The 13,797-nt window shown below is 71.8% G+C and carries 11 protein-coding genes; 7 read left to right on the top strand and 4 right to left on the bottom strand.

Annotated features, from left to right (window positions below):
* Positions 1-20: 20 nt before the first annotated feature.
* The 3 genes from C4T42_RS13985 to C4T42_RS13975 all read left to right on the top strand — a co-directional run bounded on the left by C4T42_RS13985 (position 21) and on the right by C4T42_RS13975 (position 2,657).
* Positions 21-1,001 carry an aliphatic sulfonate ABC transporter substrate-binding protein gene (locus C4T42_RS13985; protein ID WP_020093082.1) on the top strand — a complete coding sequence of 327 codons (981 nt, stop codon included), beginning with the start codon at positions 21-23 and terminating at the stop codon, positions 999-1,001.
* Positions 1,002-1,009: 8 nt separating this feature from the next.
* Complete coding sequence (locus tag C4T42_RS13980; RefSeq protein WP_244435397.1) at positions 1,010-1,789, top strand: ABC transporter permease; 780 nt, start codon at positions 1,010-1,012, stop codon at positions 1,787-1,789.
* A gap of 85 nt (positions 1,790-1,874) precedes the next feature.
* A complete protein-coding gene (locus C4T42_RS13975; protein WP_020093080.1) occupies positions 1,875-2,657 on the top strand; it encodes an ABC transporter ATP-binding protein in 783 nt (260 codons plus the stop codon).
* 21 nt (positions 2,658-2,678) lie between these two features.
* Here C4T42_RS13975 and C4T42_RS13970 read toward each other — a convergent pair whose 3' ends face one another.
* From C4T42_RS13970 to C4T42_RS13960, 3 genes are all read right to left on the bottom strand, one after another.
* Positions 2,679-5,846 carry an efflux RND transporter permease subunit gene (locus tag C4T42_RS13970; RefSeq protein WP_103985240.1) on the bottom strand — a complete coding sequence of 1,056 codons (3,168 nt, stop codon included), beginning with the start codon at positions 5,844-5,846 and terminating at the stop codon, positions 2,679-2,681.
* Entirely contained in the window at positions 5,839-6,948 is a 1,110-nt protein-coding gene (locus tag C4T42_RS13965) for a multidrug transporter (protein ID WP_042672442.1), read from the bottom strand. Before C4T42_RS13965 ends, C4T42_RS13970 begins: the two co-directional genes overlap by 8 nt.
* Before the next feature lie 192 nt (positions 6,949-7,140).
* On the bottom strand, positions 7,141-7,539 hold the full coding sequence (locus C4T42_RS13960) for a hypothetical protein (protein ID WP_020093077.1): 399 nt from the start codon (positions 7,537-7,539) through the stop codon (positions 7,141-7,143).
* A 566-nt stretch (positions 7,540-8,105) separates the two neighbouring features.
* Between C4T42_RS13960 and C4T42_RS13955 the strand changes: the two genes are divergently transcribed.
* From C4T42_RS13955 to C4T42_RS13940, 4 genes are all read left to right on the top strand, one after another.
* Positions 8,106-9,311 carry an O-antigen ligase family protein gene (locus C4T42_RS13955; RefSeq protein WP_020093076.1) on the top strand — a complete coding sequence of 402 codons (1,206 nt, stop codon included), beginning with the start codon at positions 8,106-8,108 and terminating at the stop codon, positions 9,309-9,311.
* 128 nt (positions 9,312-9,439) lie between these two features.
* A complete protein-coding gene (locus tag C4T42_RS13950; RefSeq protein ID WP_020093075.1) occupies positions 9,440-10,192 on the top strand; it encodes a glycosyltransferase family 25 protein in 753 nt (250 codons plus the stop codon).
* Positions 10,193-10,492: 300 nt separating this feature from the next.
* Positions 10,493-12,172 (top strand): hypothetical protein, encoded by a 1,680-nt coding sequence (locus C4T42_RS13945; protein WP_020093074.1) that lies wholly within the window; start codon positions 10,493-10,495, stop codon positions 12,170-12,172.
* Positions 12,169-12,582: a DCC1-like thiol-disulfide oxidoreductase family protein gene (locus tag C4T42_RS13940; RefSeq protein WP_042672443.1), complete on the top strand. Its 414-nt coding sequence runs from the start codon at positions 12,169-12,171 to the stop codon at positions 12,580-12,582. Before C4T42_RS13945 ends, C4T42_RS13940 begins: the two co-directional genes overlap by 4 nt.
* Positions 12,583-12,624: 42 nt before the next feature.
* Here the strand turns inward: C4T42_RS13940 and C4T42_RS13935 are convergent, their stop codons facing one another.
* Positions 12,625-13,551, bottom strand: coding sequence for a glycosyltransferase (locus tag C4T42_RS13935; protein WP_026604916.1), 927 nt, complete (start codon positions 13,549-13,551; stop codon positions 12,625-12,627).
* Between the last annotated feature and the right edge of the window lie 246 nt (positions 13,552-13,797).

Raw genomic sequence — 13,797 nt, 5'->3', positions numbered from 1 at the left:
CCACGACATCAGGCCCGACCATGCGCTCCACCCGCCGATCCCTCCTGGCCGCCGGCCTCGCCCTGGCCTGCCTCGGCGCGCTCGCGCCGCGCGAGGCCCGCGCCGACGACCCGAAGGAGATCCGCCTGGACTGGGCGACCTACAACCCGGTCGGCCTGCTCCTGAAGGAGAAGGGCTTCCTGGAGGAGGCGCTGGCGCCGCGCGGCATCAAGGTCCGCTGGGTCCAGTCGCTCGGCTCCAACAAGGCCCTCGAGTTCCTGAACGCCGGCGCCATCGATTTCGGGTCGGCGGCCGGCGCGGCGGCCCTCGTGGCGCGCATCAACGGCAACCCGATCAAGGCGATCTACGCCTACTCGCGCCCCGAATGGACGGCGCTCGTGACCCGCAAGGACAGCGGCATCACCAAGCCCGCCGACCTGAAGGGCAAGCGCGTCGCCGTCACCCGGGGCACCGATCCGCACATCTTCCTGATCCGCGCGCTCCAGGGCGCCGGCCTCACCGAGCGCGACGCCAAGCTCGTGCTGCTGCAGCACGCGGACGGGCGGACCGCCCTCGACCGCGGCGACGTCGATGCCTGGGCCGGCCTCGACCCGATGATGGCGGCGGCCGAGATCGAGAACGGCGACGTGCTGGTCTACCGCGACGCCGCGGCGAACACCTGGGGCCTGCTCGACGTCCGGGAGGACTTCGCCACCGCCCATCCCGACCTCGTCCGGACGGTGATCGCGGCCTACGAGCGGGCGCGCGCCTACGCGCTGGCCAACCCGCAGGCGCTCGCGGCGGCCCTCGTGGCGGCCACCAAGCTGCCCGAGCCGGTGATCGCCCGGCAGCTCGAGCGGACCGACCTCTCCCAGCCGGCGATCGGCCCGGCCCAGGCGCAGTCGATCAAGGCGGCCGGCACCGCCCTGCAGCAGGCCGGGATCATCCCGGCGGGCACCGACGTGTCCGCCGCCGTCGACGGGCTGCTCGACACGCGCTTCAATCCCGTCGCCGGACAGTGAGCGGCCGCGTGCCGCTGCTGCGGCGGGGCGGTCGCGCCGGCCTGGGTCTGCTGCTGCCGCTCGTCCTGGCGATCGGCTGGGAGATCGCGGTCGCGAGCGGCGCGGCGTCCGGGCGGCTGCTCCCGCCGCCGAGCCGGATCGCCGCGACCCTCTGGGCCCTGGCCGTCTCGGGCGATCTCTGGATGCATGTCGAGGCGACCCTCGTGCGGGTCGGCCTCGGCTTCCTCTGCGGCGCGGCGGCCGGGATCCTGGCCGGCGCCCTCGTGGCCACGGTCCCGCCGCTGCGCTGGCTCCTCGACCCGAGCCTGCAGGCGCTGCGGGCCGTCCCGTCGCTCGCCTGGGTGCCGCTCTTCATCCTGTGGTTCGGCATCCTAGAGACGCCGAAGGTCCTCTTGATCGCCGTGGGGGTGTTCTTCCCGGTCTATGTCGGCGTCTCGGGCGCGATCGCCTCGGTCGACCGCAAGCTGGTCGAGGTCGGCCGGATCTTCCGCCTGTCCCGCCTCGCCCTCGCGCGCCGGATCCTGCTGCCGGCCGTGCTGCCGGCGACCCTGGTGGGCCTGCGCACGGGGCTCGGCCTCGGCTTCCTGTTCGTCGTGGCGGCGGAGCTGATGGGCGCCTCGGAGGGGCTCGGCTACCTGCTGGTGGACGGCCAGCAGTTCAGCAAGCCCGATCAGATCGTGGCGGCGATCATCGCCTTCGCCCTCGTCGGCAAGGCGGCCGACATGGCCCTGGTCACGCTGACAGCCCCCCTGACCCGGTGGCAGGATACCGTGCGGGACAGCCTGTGACCGCGTCTCCGGCCCGGACGCGCGCCGCGGACCGGAAGGCCGCCCCGCGCCGCGATCCCCACGCCACGCCCGCCGAGAGACGCCCGTGCTGACCGTCGACGACCTCTCCAAGACCTACGCGGACGGCACGCAGGCGCTCGCGGGCATCGACCTGTCGGTCGAGCAGGGCGAGATCGTCGCGCTGATCGGCGGCTCGGGCTGCGGGAAGACGACCCTGCTCCGGCTGATCGCGGGGCTCGACCACGCGAGCGCGGGCGCCGTCGCGGTCGACGGCGAGACGATCCGCGCGCCCCATCCGAGCGTGGGCGTCGTCTTCCAGGAGCCGCGCCTGCTGCCCTGGCTCGACGTGGCCGGCAATGTCGGCTTCGGCCTCGCCGACCTGTCCCGGTCCGAGCGCCGCGCCCGCGTCGCCCACGCCCTGGAGCGCGTCGGGCTCGCCGAGCACGGCGGTCGCTGGCCGCGGGAGCTGTCCGGCGGCCAGCAGCAGCGCGTGGCGATCGCCCGCGCCTTCGTGGCGCGGCCGCGGGTGCTGCTCCTCGACGAGCCGTTCTCGGCCCTCGACGCCTTCACCCGCAAGGGGCTGCACGACCAGCTCCTCGGTCTCTGGGCCGAGTCGAAGCCGACGATCCTGATCGTCACGCACGATGTCGGGGAGGCCGTCACCCTGGCCGACCGGGTGGTGGTGATGCGCCCGCGGCCCGGGCGCCTCGACGAGACCGTCCCGGTCGCGCTCGCCCGGCCGCGCGAACCGGTGGCGGCGACCTACGAGGAGGCCGTGCGCCGCGTGCTCGCCGCCCTCGACCACTCCCTGCGCCCGGCGACGAGCAGCCGGCCGCCCGCGCCCGAGACCCGCGCGAGCTGGTGGTAGGGCCGCCGGCGATCCGCGACCTCAGGACCCGACCGCGGTCAGTTCGAGATCCGCGGGGTCGGCGCGCCGGAACCGGGCGTAGCGCAACGCCATCACCGGCAGGACCAGCAGGTTCAGCACCGTCGAGGTGATCAGGCCGCCGAGGATCACGAGGGCCATCGGGCCCTCGATCTCGCGGCCGGGTTCCCCGGCACCGAGCGCCAGCGGCAGCAGGCCGAGGCCCGTCACCAGGGACGTCATCAGGATCGGCACCATCCGGTCCGCGGCGCCCGCCGCCGCCGTGGCGGCGTCCCAGGCGCGCCCGTCCCGGGTGACCATCTGCTCGTAATGGGCGATCAGCATCACGCTGTTGCGCAGCGAGATGCCCGACAGGGTCACGAAGCCGACGATCGAGCCCAGCGACAGCACACCGCCGGTGAGCGCCACGGCCGCGACGCCGCCCACGAACGCGAAGGGCAGGTTGACGAGGACGAGCAGCAGGTTCGCCGCGGAGCCGGTGACGATCGCCAAGAGCACCACGATGCCGAACCCGGCCATCCCGGCATGGACCAGCAGGTCGCGGCGGGCGGCCGCCTGCGCCTCGGCGGCCCCCGAGAAGGTCACGTAGACCCCCTCCGGCAGCCGCACCTCGCGGGCGATCTTGCGCTTGGCCGCCGCCACGAAGCCCGCGACGTCGCGGTCGGCGACGTTGGCGGTCACCGCCTGCACCCGCTGCGCGCCGAGATGCTGGACTTGGTAGCGCCCGGCGCTCTCGTAGACGTCGGCGACCTGCGACAGCCGGACGTAGCGCCCGCCCGGCGTCCGCAGGGGCAGGTCGCCCACCGCGCTGAGGCGGTCCCGCACGCGGGCGTCGAGGATCACCAGCACGTTGAACACGGCGTTACCGCGATAGGTCTGGCCGACCGTGTCGCCCTGGTAGGCGGTGCGCACGGCCTCCAGCACCTCCACGGGGTCGAGCCCCCAGTGCCGCAGGTCCACCGGGCGCAGCGCCACCGTGACCTGCGGCAGCCCGGCCGGCGAGGCCTGCTGGACGTCCCGGGCGCCCTTCACCTCCGAGAGTTCCTGCGCGACCGAGCGGGCCGCGGCCTCGATCCGGTCGAGGTCGCTGCCGACCACGTTGACCACGACCGGCGCGGTGAAGCCCGAGACCGTCTCCTCGATGCGCTCGGTGAGGAAGGTCTTGAGCGAGAAGGCGGCCCCCGGGAAGCCGGCGATCAGCTGCCGGATGGCGCCCTCGACCCGGCGCTGGGCGGCGCCGTCGAGCCCGGGCTCGAGATCGATGTGGATCTCGCTGTAGTGCGGCCCGGCGGTGTCCTCGGCGGCCTCGGCCCGGCCGATCTGCGCCGCCACGGCGCGCACCCCGGGGATCTCCTTCAGGTCGCCGGTGATCAGCGTCCCGAGCCGCTCTGATTCCTGCAGCGCGGTGCCGGGGATGGCGACCATGTGCAGGATCATGTGCCCCTCCTTCAGGTCGGGGAGGAACACCGCGCCGAGGGTCGGCAGGACGGCGGCGCCCGCGAGGGTGACCAGCAGGGCGCCCGCCATGGCGACCCGCGGCACCCGCCCGATCCCGGCGAGCAGCCGCAGGTAGGCGGCGCGGCTCCAGCGCACCACGGGCGGATCGGGCGGCGCGGCGCCGGCGTCGCGCCCCATCCGGCCCCCGAGGAGCAGGAGCGCCAGGGCCGGCGTGACCGTGAGCGCCACGAGGAGCGAGGCGACGACGGCCGCGATGTAGGCGAGCGCCAGCGGCCCGAACAGGCGGCCGGCGACGCCGGTCAGCGCCAGGACCGGCAGGAACATCAGGATCACCGCGAGGGTCGCGTAGGCGACCGAGGTCCGCACCTCCAGCATCGCGGCGAGCACCACGCGCGGCAGGCCGCGGCGTCCGCCCCGCGACTCCCGCAGGCGGCGCGCGACGTTCTCGACGCCGATCACCGCGTCGTCGACGACCTCGCCGATGGCGAGGGCCAGCCCGCCGAGGGTCATCGTGTTGAGGCTCTCGCCCCAGGCCTGGAGGGCGAGGGCGGCGGCGATCAGCGACAGCGGGATCGCCGTGGCGCTGATCAGGGCCGCCCGCCAGTCCGCGAGGAAGACGAGGAGCACGACCACCACCAGCACGCCGCCGAGCGCCAGCGCCTCGATCACGTTGCCTGTGGCCACGTCCACGAAGTTCGCCGGCCGGAACAGGTCGGCCCGCAGGCTCACGCCGTCGCGCTTCAGGACCGGGCGCAGCTCGTCGAGGGCTACCTCCAGGCGGGCGGTCACGGCGCGGGTGTCGACGCCCACCTGCGCGCCGATCATCAGCAGCACGCCGGGCCTGCCGTCCACGAGGGCCGCGCTGATCGCCGGCTCGGGCGCGGCCGTGACGGTCGCCACGTCGGAGAGCACCACGCTCGCCCCGCCGTCGTTGTGGAGCACGATCTGCCCGAGCGCCTCCGGGGTGAGCGACTGCCCCTCGGTCCGGAGCAGGACGCGCTGGTTCGGCGTGTCGACGAAGCCCGCCCCGCGCACGCCGGTCCCCTTCCGGGCGGCCGTCAGGACGTCGTTGAGGCCGATCTGGAAGCGGATCAGGTCGTCGGGGCGAACCTGGATCTGCAGGGCGCGCACGCCGCCGCCGTAGATCGAGACCTGGGCGATGCCGGGCACCGCCTGGAGCCGCCGCCGCACGGTCCACTCCGCGACCTGGCGCAGGTCCATGGCGTCGCGGGTCTCGGAGGTGAGACCCACGAGGAGCACGGTCAGCGTCGAGGAGGTCAGCGGGGTCATGGCGGGCGCCGCCACGCCGGCCGGCATGCGGCCGGCGAGCGCCGCCAGGCGCTCGTTGACCCGCTGGCGGATGCGGTCGACGTCGCTGCCGGACCGGAACGCGGCGGTGATCACCGACAGGCCCTGGATCGAGGTGGAGCGCAGGGTCTCCAGGCCCGGCAGGCCGCCGACCGACACCTCCACGGGCTGCGTGACCAGCACCTCGACCTGCTCAGAATCGAGGCCCGGCGCCTCGGTCTGGATGGTCACGGTCGGCGGCGCGAATTCCGGGAACACGTCGTAGCGCGCCCCCGAGAGGGCGTAGAGCCCGAAGACGAGGACGGCGCAGGCGAGCGCCAGGACCACCCTGGGCAGCCGGACGGCGAAACCGACGAGGGCCGCCTGCGGACCGCCGCGACCGGCGGCAGCGGGCGGCTCAATCATCGTCGTCGCCCACGACGCGGATGCGGCTCTTCATCTCCTCGGACAGGAGCGCCTGCGCGCCCCGCAGCACGATCTCGCTGCCGTCCGCCAGATCCTCGACCACGAAGGCGTCGGCCGACATCGGCGCGTCCGGCCGCACCGGGTGACGCACGAAGGCGCCGTCGCCGGTCCCGCGATACACCCAGGTGCCACCCTCGCCGTGGACGACGGCGTCCTCCGGCACGAGGACGCCCTTCACCGCGCGCGGCGCCGGCAGGAACGCCATCGTGCTGGTCCCGGGCAGGAGACCGCTGTCGCCGGAGACGAGATAGAAGAAGCTCTGCCCCTGGATCCGCGGATCGGTCCGCGTCGCCGGCGAGACCAGCCGGAGAGCGACCCGCTCGCTCTGCGGCGGCACCTCGGCGAACGCGGCCTTGGGCGCCTCCGGCAGGGTCTCCCCCGGCGGCAACGTCACCTGCATGAGGAAATCGGCCCGCTCGATCAGGCGCGTCACCAGCGGCGACCGCTCGATGATCGCCTTTCCGAGCACCGGCCCCCATTCCTGGCGCGCCGTCGCCGCGAAGGTGCGCAACTGCGATTCCGCCACCGTGACCGACGCCTGATCGGTCAGGAGCGTGCCCTCGGCGGTCTCGATCTGCGCCACCGCCACCACGCCGGCGCCGAGGGTCCGCGCCCGGCGGGCGGCGCTGGCCGAGACCTCGACCCGGGCGCGGGCCGTCTGGAGCGCCGCCACGGCGCCGGCGTAGCTGTTGGTCAGCTCGGTGATGCGGGCGAGGTCGAGGACGCTGCCGTAGGCGGTCAATTCCTGGCGGTGCAGGACGGCGGGACGCGCCTCGGCGACGAGACCGATCCGGGCGCGCTCGGCCGGCGTCAGCCGGACCAGGGTCCGGCCGTCCTCGATGGCGGTGCGCGGCGCGGGAAGCTGCGCCGCCGCCGACAGGTTCTCTCGCCGCTCGGGGATCAGCGCCGCGACGCGCGCCCGGACCTCGGCGACGATCGGGCCGGCATCGGCCCGGAGGCGCTCGCCCGTCGGCGTGACCGCGAGACCGGCCGCCGCGAGCAGGACCCCTCCGATGAGCAGCAGCGCCCGGCGACCACGCACGTCGCTCTCCTCCCCTGGACCGATTGCCGAATCTACCCGGTTTCGGTGCCAAATACACCCGAACTCGGCCAGCTCAAACTGTCACGCTCGGTTCCGGTTGTGGGTCGGGCCTCGCGGGTGCTCGGGAACGCGAAAGCCCGCCTCGACGGTGCGAGGCGGGCTTCCAGTCTTCTGGGATAATGTCGGTTCGGATCAGCAATCGTTGCCGGAGACCGGGGCGGTCTGCCGATCGGCGGCGGCCTTGTTCATGGCGCCGACCGTGCCGGGCGACGCGGGCTGGTTGCCGCCGGCCAGGTTCGCGGCGGCCGGATCGGTCGAGTTCGACTTGGAGCCGGCGTCCGTCTGCGCCTGACGGTCGGCGGTCTGGTTGGCGCCCACGTTGTTCATGGCACCGACCGTGCCGGGCGACGCGGGCTGGTTGCCGCCGGCGAGATTCTTGCTCGACTTGTCGACGTCGGAGCTCTTGGGATTCGATGCCTGCTGATCGGGGCTGTTCGACTTCGTGGTTCCGGTGTTGCACGGGGCCGCGAGGGCGGGCCCGGCAGCGAGGGCCAGAAGCGCAACCGCGCCGGCCAGATGAGAGACCTTCATCAAACGCTCCTCCAGGATTTATCGATCTCCCAAGTGCCTAATCGTCCCGTGAGTTCCGTCGCGACTGCCCAGATCTTCGATTGAGAGCGGGCCGCACACCGGATTTCGGTGCCCTCAACGTGGAGAAATGTATGAATTCAGACATTGGTGCCGAAGATACCGGGCCGCTCACGTCGCGGCGGCCGATCTTCGGTGCGGCATCTTATCCCACGAGGCCCGGCCGAGCTGTTTCATCGGCCCGGCGGGACCGCGCATCGATCCGGTCGTCACCGAGCGCCGCGCCGCCGCTACCTCGTTTGGTCGAGTTCTTGAGTCCGGGATGCCCGGGATAGCGTCGACTCGCGAGGGGGCGTGTCCGCGGCAGCCTCGAGCGGTGTCAGGCCGCGGGGCGGATGGGACACCGCCTCACCCGGGGCGTCTGAGATCGAGCGATGGCGTTTCCACGACACTTGACGGGCCTCGGACACGGTCCTGCCGGCGGTCTCGCTTGGTCGCCGGGCGGGCCGTACGGAACGGATCACCGCTGGGCCCATTCGGGCGCACCGGGCGATGGCGGGGCCGAGGCCATGCCGCGGCTCGGCGTGGCCGCCGCCGCGTGGATCGTCCTGTTCCTCTTCGCCCCGGTGGTCGGCGAGCAGATCAAGCTGCCGGGCGTCGACAAGGCGATCTGGATCGGCAGCGACCTGATCGCTTTCGCGTTCCTGGTCATGCGCCGCGACCTCGCCGCCACCCTGTTCGGCAGCCGTCTGCTGCTGCTCAGCTGGCCGCTCCTCGCGATCGCGTCCGCCCTGTGGTCCCTCACGCCCGGCCTCTCGGCCTATCACGGGCTCCAGCTGCTCGCGACGATCGTGGCCGGCATCACCCTGCGGACGACGATGGGCCTGTCCCGCCTCGTCAGGATCGTCTTCCTGGGCCTCCTGGCGGGACAGCTCCTGTCGGCCTTTCTCACGGTGGCGGCGCCCGCCCTGACGCGCGGGACGGACGGCAACTGGGCCGGGATCTACTCGCACAAGAACGTCCTCGGATCCCTGTCGAGCCTCCAGATCCTCTGCGCGGCCTGCCTGTTCCTGCAGGGCTGGAACCGTCTCCTGACCGCGTTTGGATTCTGCCTGGCCCTGGCGCTCCTCGTGTCGACGCACTCGGCCACCGCCCTGGTAGCGGCCGCCGCGGGGCTGTTGCCGCTTGCCGCGATCTTCGCGTGGCGCCAGGGAAAGCACGTGACGGGCTTCTGCCTCGGCATCGCCATCGCCCTGGCGGGCGTCGGGATCCTCGTCGTCGCCGCGCGGGGCGCCGACATCTCGGCGAGCGTGCTGTCGGATCTCGGCAAGGACACCACGCTGACCGGCCGCACCATCCTCTGGCAGTTCGGCCTCGACCAGTTCTGGCGGGAGCCGCTCATCGGCATCGGCTACAAGGCCTACTGGGAGAGCCCGCTCACCACGGCCGCCTACCTGCACTTCGTCACGAAGCAGAAGCTGTGGTTCTTCCACAACAATTTCATCGACACGGCCGTAGCGTTCGGGATCGTCGGCCTGGTCCTCTTCACGGCCGCGCTGCTCGACACCGCGCGCCGGGTGATCGCCCATTTCGCGCGCTCCTCCGGCTACGTCGAGGCGTGGCCGATCCTGTTCATGAGCCAGCTCTTCGTCCTGGTCTGTTTCGAGTGCCCGCTCTTCGTCAATCACGGTCTCCACCAACTCCTGCTGGCGGCGATCCTGCCGGTGGTGCGGTCGCCGACCGTCGACGGGAGCGACCCGGCCGCCCGCGATTGAGCTCGCAGGCCGGAGCGCCGTCCGGACCCCGGCGCAGATCCGGACGGCCAGAGCCGGAGGACGCGGTCGGGAAGGATCACGGCCGCCGAACGCGGCCGGCCCGACGGGCCCCATCAGAGGTGACTACGATGTACTGCTTCGGGATCTCCCTGCCCCGGTTCCGCGAACGGCACGCCTACCTATCCCGGCACCTCGCCGAGGTGTGGGGGCCGCGCTGCGAGATCACCGGCTATGAAGGCCCGGTCCCGGATCCGAACGCCCCGTTCCAACCCGACCTGACGGCCGGTCAGATCGGGTGCGCGCTGTCCCACATGAGCGCCTACGAGCGGATGATCGCGCTCGACCTGCCGCACGCGCTCATCGTCGAGGATGACGTCGTTCTGCCGCCGCAGATCCATCAGATCGTGGCCGGCATCGAGGCCGCCCTGCGGCCGGGCGACGTCGTCCTGCTCTTCAATTGGGCCGAGACGGTCGGGCCGTTCAGCTCAGTCGACACCGTCACCATCGGCGAATACCGGTTGTGCCTGCCCATGGACATGAGCAGCCTCGGCACGGCCGCAGCCTACGTGATCACCCGGTCGGCGGCCGAGGGGATCCTGCGGGCCAACCGCCCGGTCGCGGTGACGTCGGACAACTGGGCCTACTTCTTCGAGCGCGGCGCTCTGACATGCGGTCGCGCGCTCGTCCCGAACGCCGTCTCGCGGAAACCTTTCGAATCGACCATCTTCACGTCCCGCTCCAGGATCGCGGCCTTCCTGAAAGGCAACCCGATCCTCAAGCCCCTCTTCGCCGCGCGCCGCCGGGTCCTGGCGGAACGGGTCGCCGCCAAGCTGACATTCGTCGACGAGACCTCACCGCTGGCGGGACAGGCGCCGCGCTGACGCCCGTCCCACCGCGCGCAGCGGCGGGTAGAGCCCGGGGGCCGGGACGGTCGGGGTAGCCGAAAGGCGTAGGGGCGATCGCCCTCTTTGCAGCCTCTCACACCCCCGTGAAGTGCCAAGCTCTCCGGCGAGGCAGGAACCCGGGGCGGCAGGACAGGTCCGCGGCGGGTCCTCCTCGAGACGCCCGCATGACGGCGGACCCCGTTCGGCCGCTGGCCGCCCCGTCAAAGCGGGCCCTTGAGGATGAGAGGCCGTCGCTGCGCGCAGCGGCGGTCGCACCAGCGCGGCGGAAGACAGACGATGAGCAGCACGCTCCCGATCACCGGCCCGGACAAGGCCCTCGACACCGCCCTGCGACGCCTCGTGCGACCAGTGGCGGAGCGGGCGCGCTACTACCTGATCCTGCTCGCGCAGATCGGCGCCCTGCTGGTCCTGCTGAAGATCTCGCACGGCGTCACGGCGATCAACAACTACTACGGCGTGGTGCTGCCCGTGGCGCTGGCCCTCGCGATGACGCGGGTGCGCTTCGCCGCCGCCGATCTCGCGTCGGTCCGGCTGCTGCAGATGATCGGCGTGATCGCGGGCGGCTACGCGCTGATCCACTACCCGCTCTTCCCCGTCATTCTGCCCGGGGCGAAGGCGACCGTCGCCGTCACGGCCATCGCGGCGCTGTGGGTCGCGGCTGTGGCCGGCGGCGTGCTCTGCCTGCGCTGGCCCTCGCTCGCCCTGATCAGCGCCACCTACCTGGTCTGGAGCAAGCAGGCGGTCATCCGGGTGACCGGCCTCTGGCACGGGCACATCATCGACGTGGTGCCGCTCGCGGAGGTGAGCTTCTGCCTCGTCGCGGGCCTGCTGATCGCCCACGGGACGGCGCGTCTGCGCGACTGGCGCGGGCTCGGCGCCGCGGCGCGGTCGGACGTCGCGTCGGCCAGCGCGATGTTCTCGAAAGTGCTGATCGCGGCGGCGATCAGCATCCACCTCGGCAACTACTATTCGTCATTCCTGGCCAAGGTCACGCTCGACGACGGGCCGTTCTCCTGGCTGCTGAACAACGATCCCGGCAAGATCTTCATCGTCGGCCTCGACAACAACCACGTCCCCTACGCCGGCTGGCCCGTGCTGGTGGAGGCGATGCGCACGATCCTGAGCCATTCGAGCGCGCTGACCAACACGCTCATCCTGGTCGGTCAGGGCATCGCCCTGGTGGGGATCCTCATGCCGCGCCGCTGGCTGCTGCTGCTGCTCCTCGGCTTCGACGTGATGCACCTGTCGATCATCGTGCTCATGGGCGCCAACTTCGCCCCCTGGATCATGCTGAACCTCGCCATCGCGGCCGTCGTCGTGAGCCGGCACTACGAGCGGCCCCCGGTCTCGGTCGGGATCCTGTCGGTGCTGTTCATCCTGACCGGCAACACGTTCATGACCCAGGCCTGGCTCGGCTGGTACGACACCCTGGCCAACAACAAGATGTACTTCGAGGCGGTCGACCGGACCGGCCAGCGGCACTACGTGCCGACCAACTTCTTCACCTTCTACTCCTACCCGTTCGCCCACATGGCCTACGGCGCGCCCGACGCGGCGAACGCCTTCGCCCTCGACAACCCGAACGGCGGCACGCAGGTCTTCCGCAAGGTCACGGCCTCGACGACCTGCGACGTTCCCGTCCTGACCGCACCGGACGGCCTGGGTCAGGAATACTCGAAGTCGGAGATCGACGGTCCGGCGCTGGACGCCTACGTCCGGGGCTACCACCGCCTCGTCAGCGCGATCCGCGACAGGACGGGCCTGTTCCCCTACGCGGTCTATCCGCACCACTTCTTCGTCCCGCTCCAGTACGCCGCCGGCTTCGACACCCTCGCCATGGCCGACATCGTCGCCTACGTGTACCGGCGCGAATCCGTCTGCTTCAGCCTGCAGGACGGCGTCCCCGTCCGCCGCGTGGTGTCCGAAGCCGAGCACAGGATCGACCTGACGCCATGACCGCCCCCTCGACCGAGGCCGCCCTGACGGTGGTCTACGACGGCGAATGCCCGTTCTGCTCCAACTACGTGCACCTCATGGCCCTGCGCCGGTCGGTCGGCACCGTCGCCCTGGTGGACGCCCGGAGCGGGGGTCCCCTGGTCGACGAGATCGCGCTGCGCGGGTACGACCTCGACGAGGGCATGGTCGTCCGGCACGGCCCGGACCTCTATTACGGCGCGGACGCCCTCGTCCTGCTGTCGCGCCTCAGCGACGACCGGGGCGCGGCGAGCCGGCTCCTGGCGCGGCTGCTGCGCAGCCCCGGACGCGCGCGGCTTCTCTACCCGGCGATGAAGCTCGGGCGGCGCGTCACGCTCCGGATGCTCGGCCGGACGCGCCTCGCGCGGCCCGGCGGCGCGCCGGCCCGCTGAGCGGGCGGCACTCCCGCGCCTCCCGCCGGCGCGTTCCGCCCCCTAGGCCCGGGCGGGCGGGCGCGTCAGCAGCGTCCGCGCGCTGTGCCAGGCGAAGGCCAGGACGCCGCTCAGATTGGCGGTCACGATGGCGCGCCACGTCAGGCCGAGCTGCGCGTCGAAGCACGGGCCCCCGACCAGTTCGCGGGCGGCGTTGCGGGCGGACCAGTACAGGTGCTTGATCAGCCACGGGCTGCGGCCGATGTGCTTGGCGTAGAGCGCGCCGTTGCCGAACTGGTAGTTCCAGTGCAGCCGGTCGATCGTGCGCGGGTCCCGGCGCCCGTGGAAATGCTTGACGCTCATGTCGGGCACGTACTCGACCGCCACGCCGGCCGCCCAGCCGCGGTAGATGAAGTCCGTGTCCTCCGCCGCGCGGAACGTCGCCCCGGGGCCGAACGCCGCGTCGAACCCGCCGATCCGCTCGATGACGGCCCGGCTGCAGGTCATGTTGCAGCCGTGGACGAAGCCGCCGGGATGAGCCGGGTACGTCAGCCGGCTGGCCAGGGCCTCGGTCTTCGTGGTGAAGTCGATGTCCTGGGTAGATCCCAGCTCGACGCGGCCACCGCGGATGACGCTTTCCGTGTCGCCGGCATAGTGCGCGATCAGATCTCGCAGATACTGGTCCGACACGACGCAATCGTCGTCGATGAACGCGATGATGTCTCCGGACGCGCGCGCGATCGCGGCGTTCCGAGACCCGGCGACACCTGGGCGCGCCTGCGTGAGGAGCAGAACGTCGCGTCGATCGATCGAGATTGACGCGGACCAGCGCTTCAACGCCGCGTCCGTGCCGTCCTCGGACCCGTTATCGACGACGATGATCTCGGCCTCAGCTTCGGGCGCGGCCTCGATCGCGCGGACCACCGAGTCGAGCGTCTGCATAAGGGACGCTACACGGTTGCGAGTACATACGGTGAAGCTGATTTTCATTTGGCATTATTCCATAAATACTGCCAGAATTGCGACCTTCTAAAACGAGTCACAGACAATGTATAGTAATGTTATTGCACTTTCTCGATCCGTGCGCCGTAGGGGCGGCTACGCCTTTTGGATGCGGAACCGAATGTCGTGCAGTTGTGGCGGCGCAATATCCGGCGTCCTCGACGCACAGCGACGGCCGCTTGGATCCTCTGACGGGCTATAGAAAAGTCCGGATCCGCGCCGGCATCGGACGAT

Origin of the sequence: Methylobacterium sp. 190mf (genome assembly GCF_900107945.1) — a bacterium.
In the GTDB taxonomy this organism is placed as follows: domain Bacteria; phylum Pseudomonadota; class Alphaproteobacteria; order Rhizobiales; family Beijerinckiaceae; genus Methylobacterium.
The sequence above is the reverse complement of the archived record's forward strand: the minus strand, read 5'-3'. Positions and strand labels throughout refer to the sequence as shown.

Coding starts and splice junctions, on each gene's coding strand:
- C4T42_RS13970 (WP_103985240.1), bottom strand. CDS start 5,846: ATGATTGAGCCGCCCGCTGCCGCCGGTCGCGGCGGTCCGCAGGCGGCC.
- C4T42_RS13985 (WP_020093082.1), top strand. CDS start 21: ATGCGCTCCACCCGCCGATCCCTCCTGGCCGCCGGCCTCGCCCTGGCC.
- C4T42_RS13960 (WP_020093077.1), bottom strand. CDS start 7,539: ATGAAGGTCTCTCATCTGGCCGGCGCGGTTGCGCTTCTGGCCCTCGCT.
- C4T42_RS13940 (WP_042672443.1), top strand. CDS start 12,169: ATGACCGCCCCCTCGACCGAGGCCGCCCTGACGGTGGTCTACGACGGC.
- C4T42_RS13955 (WP_020093076.1), top strand. CDS start 8,106: ATGCCGCGGCTCGGCGTGGCCGCCGCCGCGTGGATCGTCCTGTTCCTC.
- C4T42_RS13935 (WP_026604916.1), bottom strand. CDS start 13,551: ATGAAAATCAGCTTCACCGTATGTACTCGCAACCGTGTAGCGTCCCTT.
- C4T42_RS13950 (WP_020093075.1), top strand. CDS start 9,440: ATGTACTGCTTCGGGATCTCCCTGCCCCGGTTCCGCGAACGGCACGCC.
- C4T42_RS13945 (WP_020093074.1), top strand. CDS start 10,493: ATGAGCAGCACGCTCCCGATCACCGGCCCGGACAAGGCCCTCGACACC.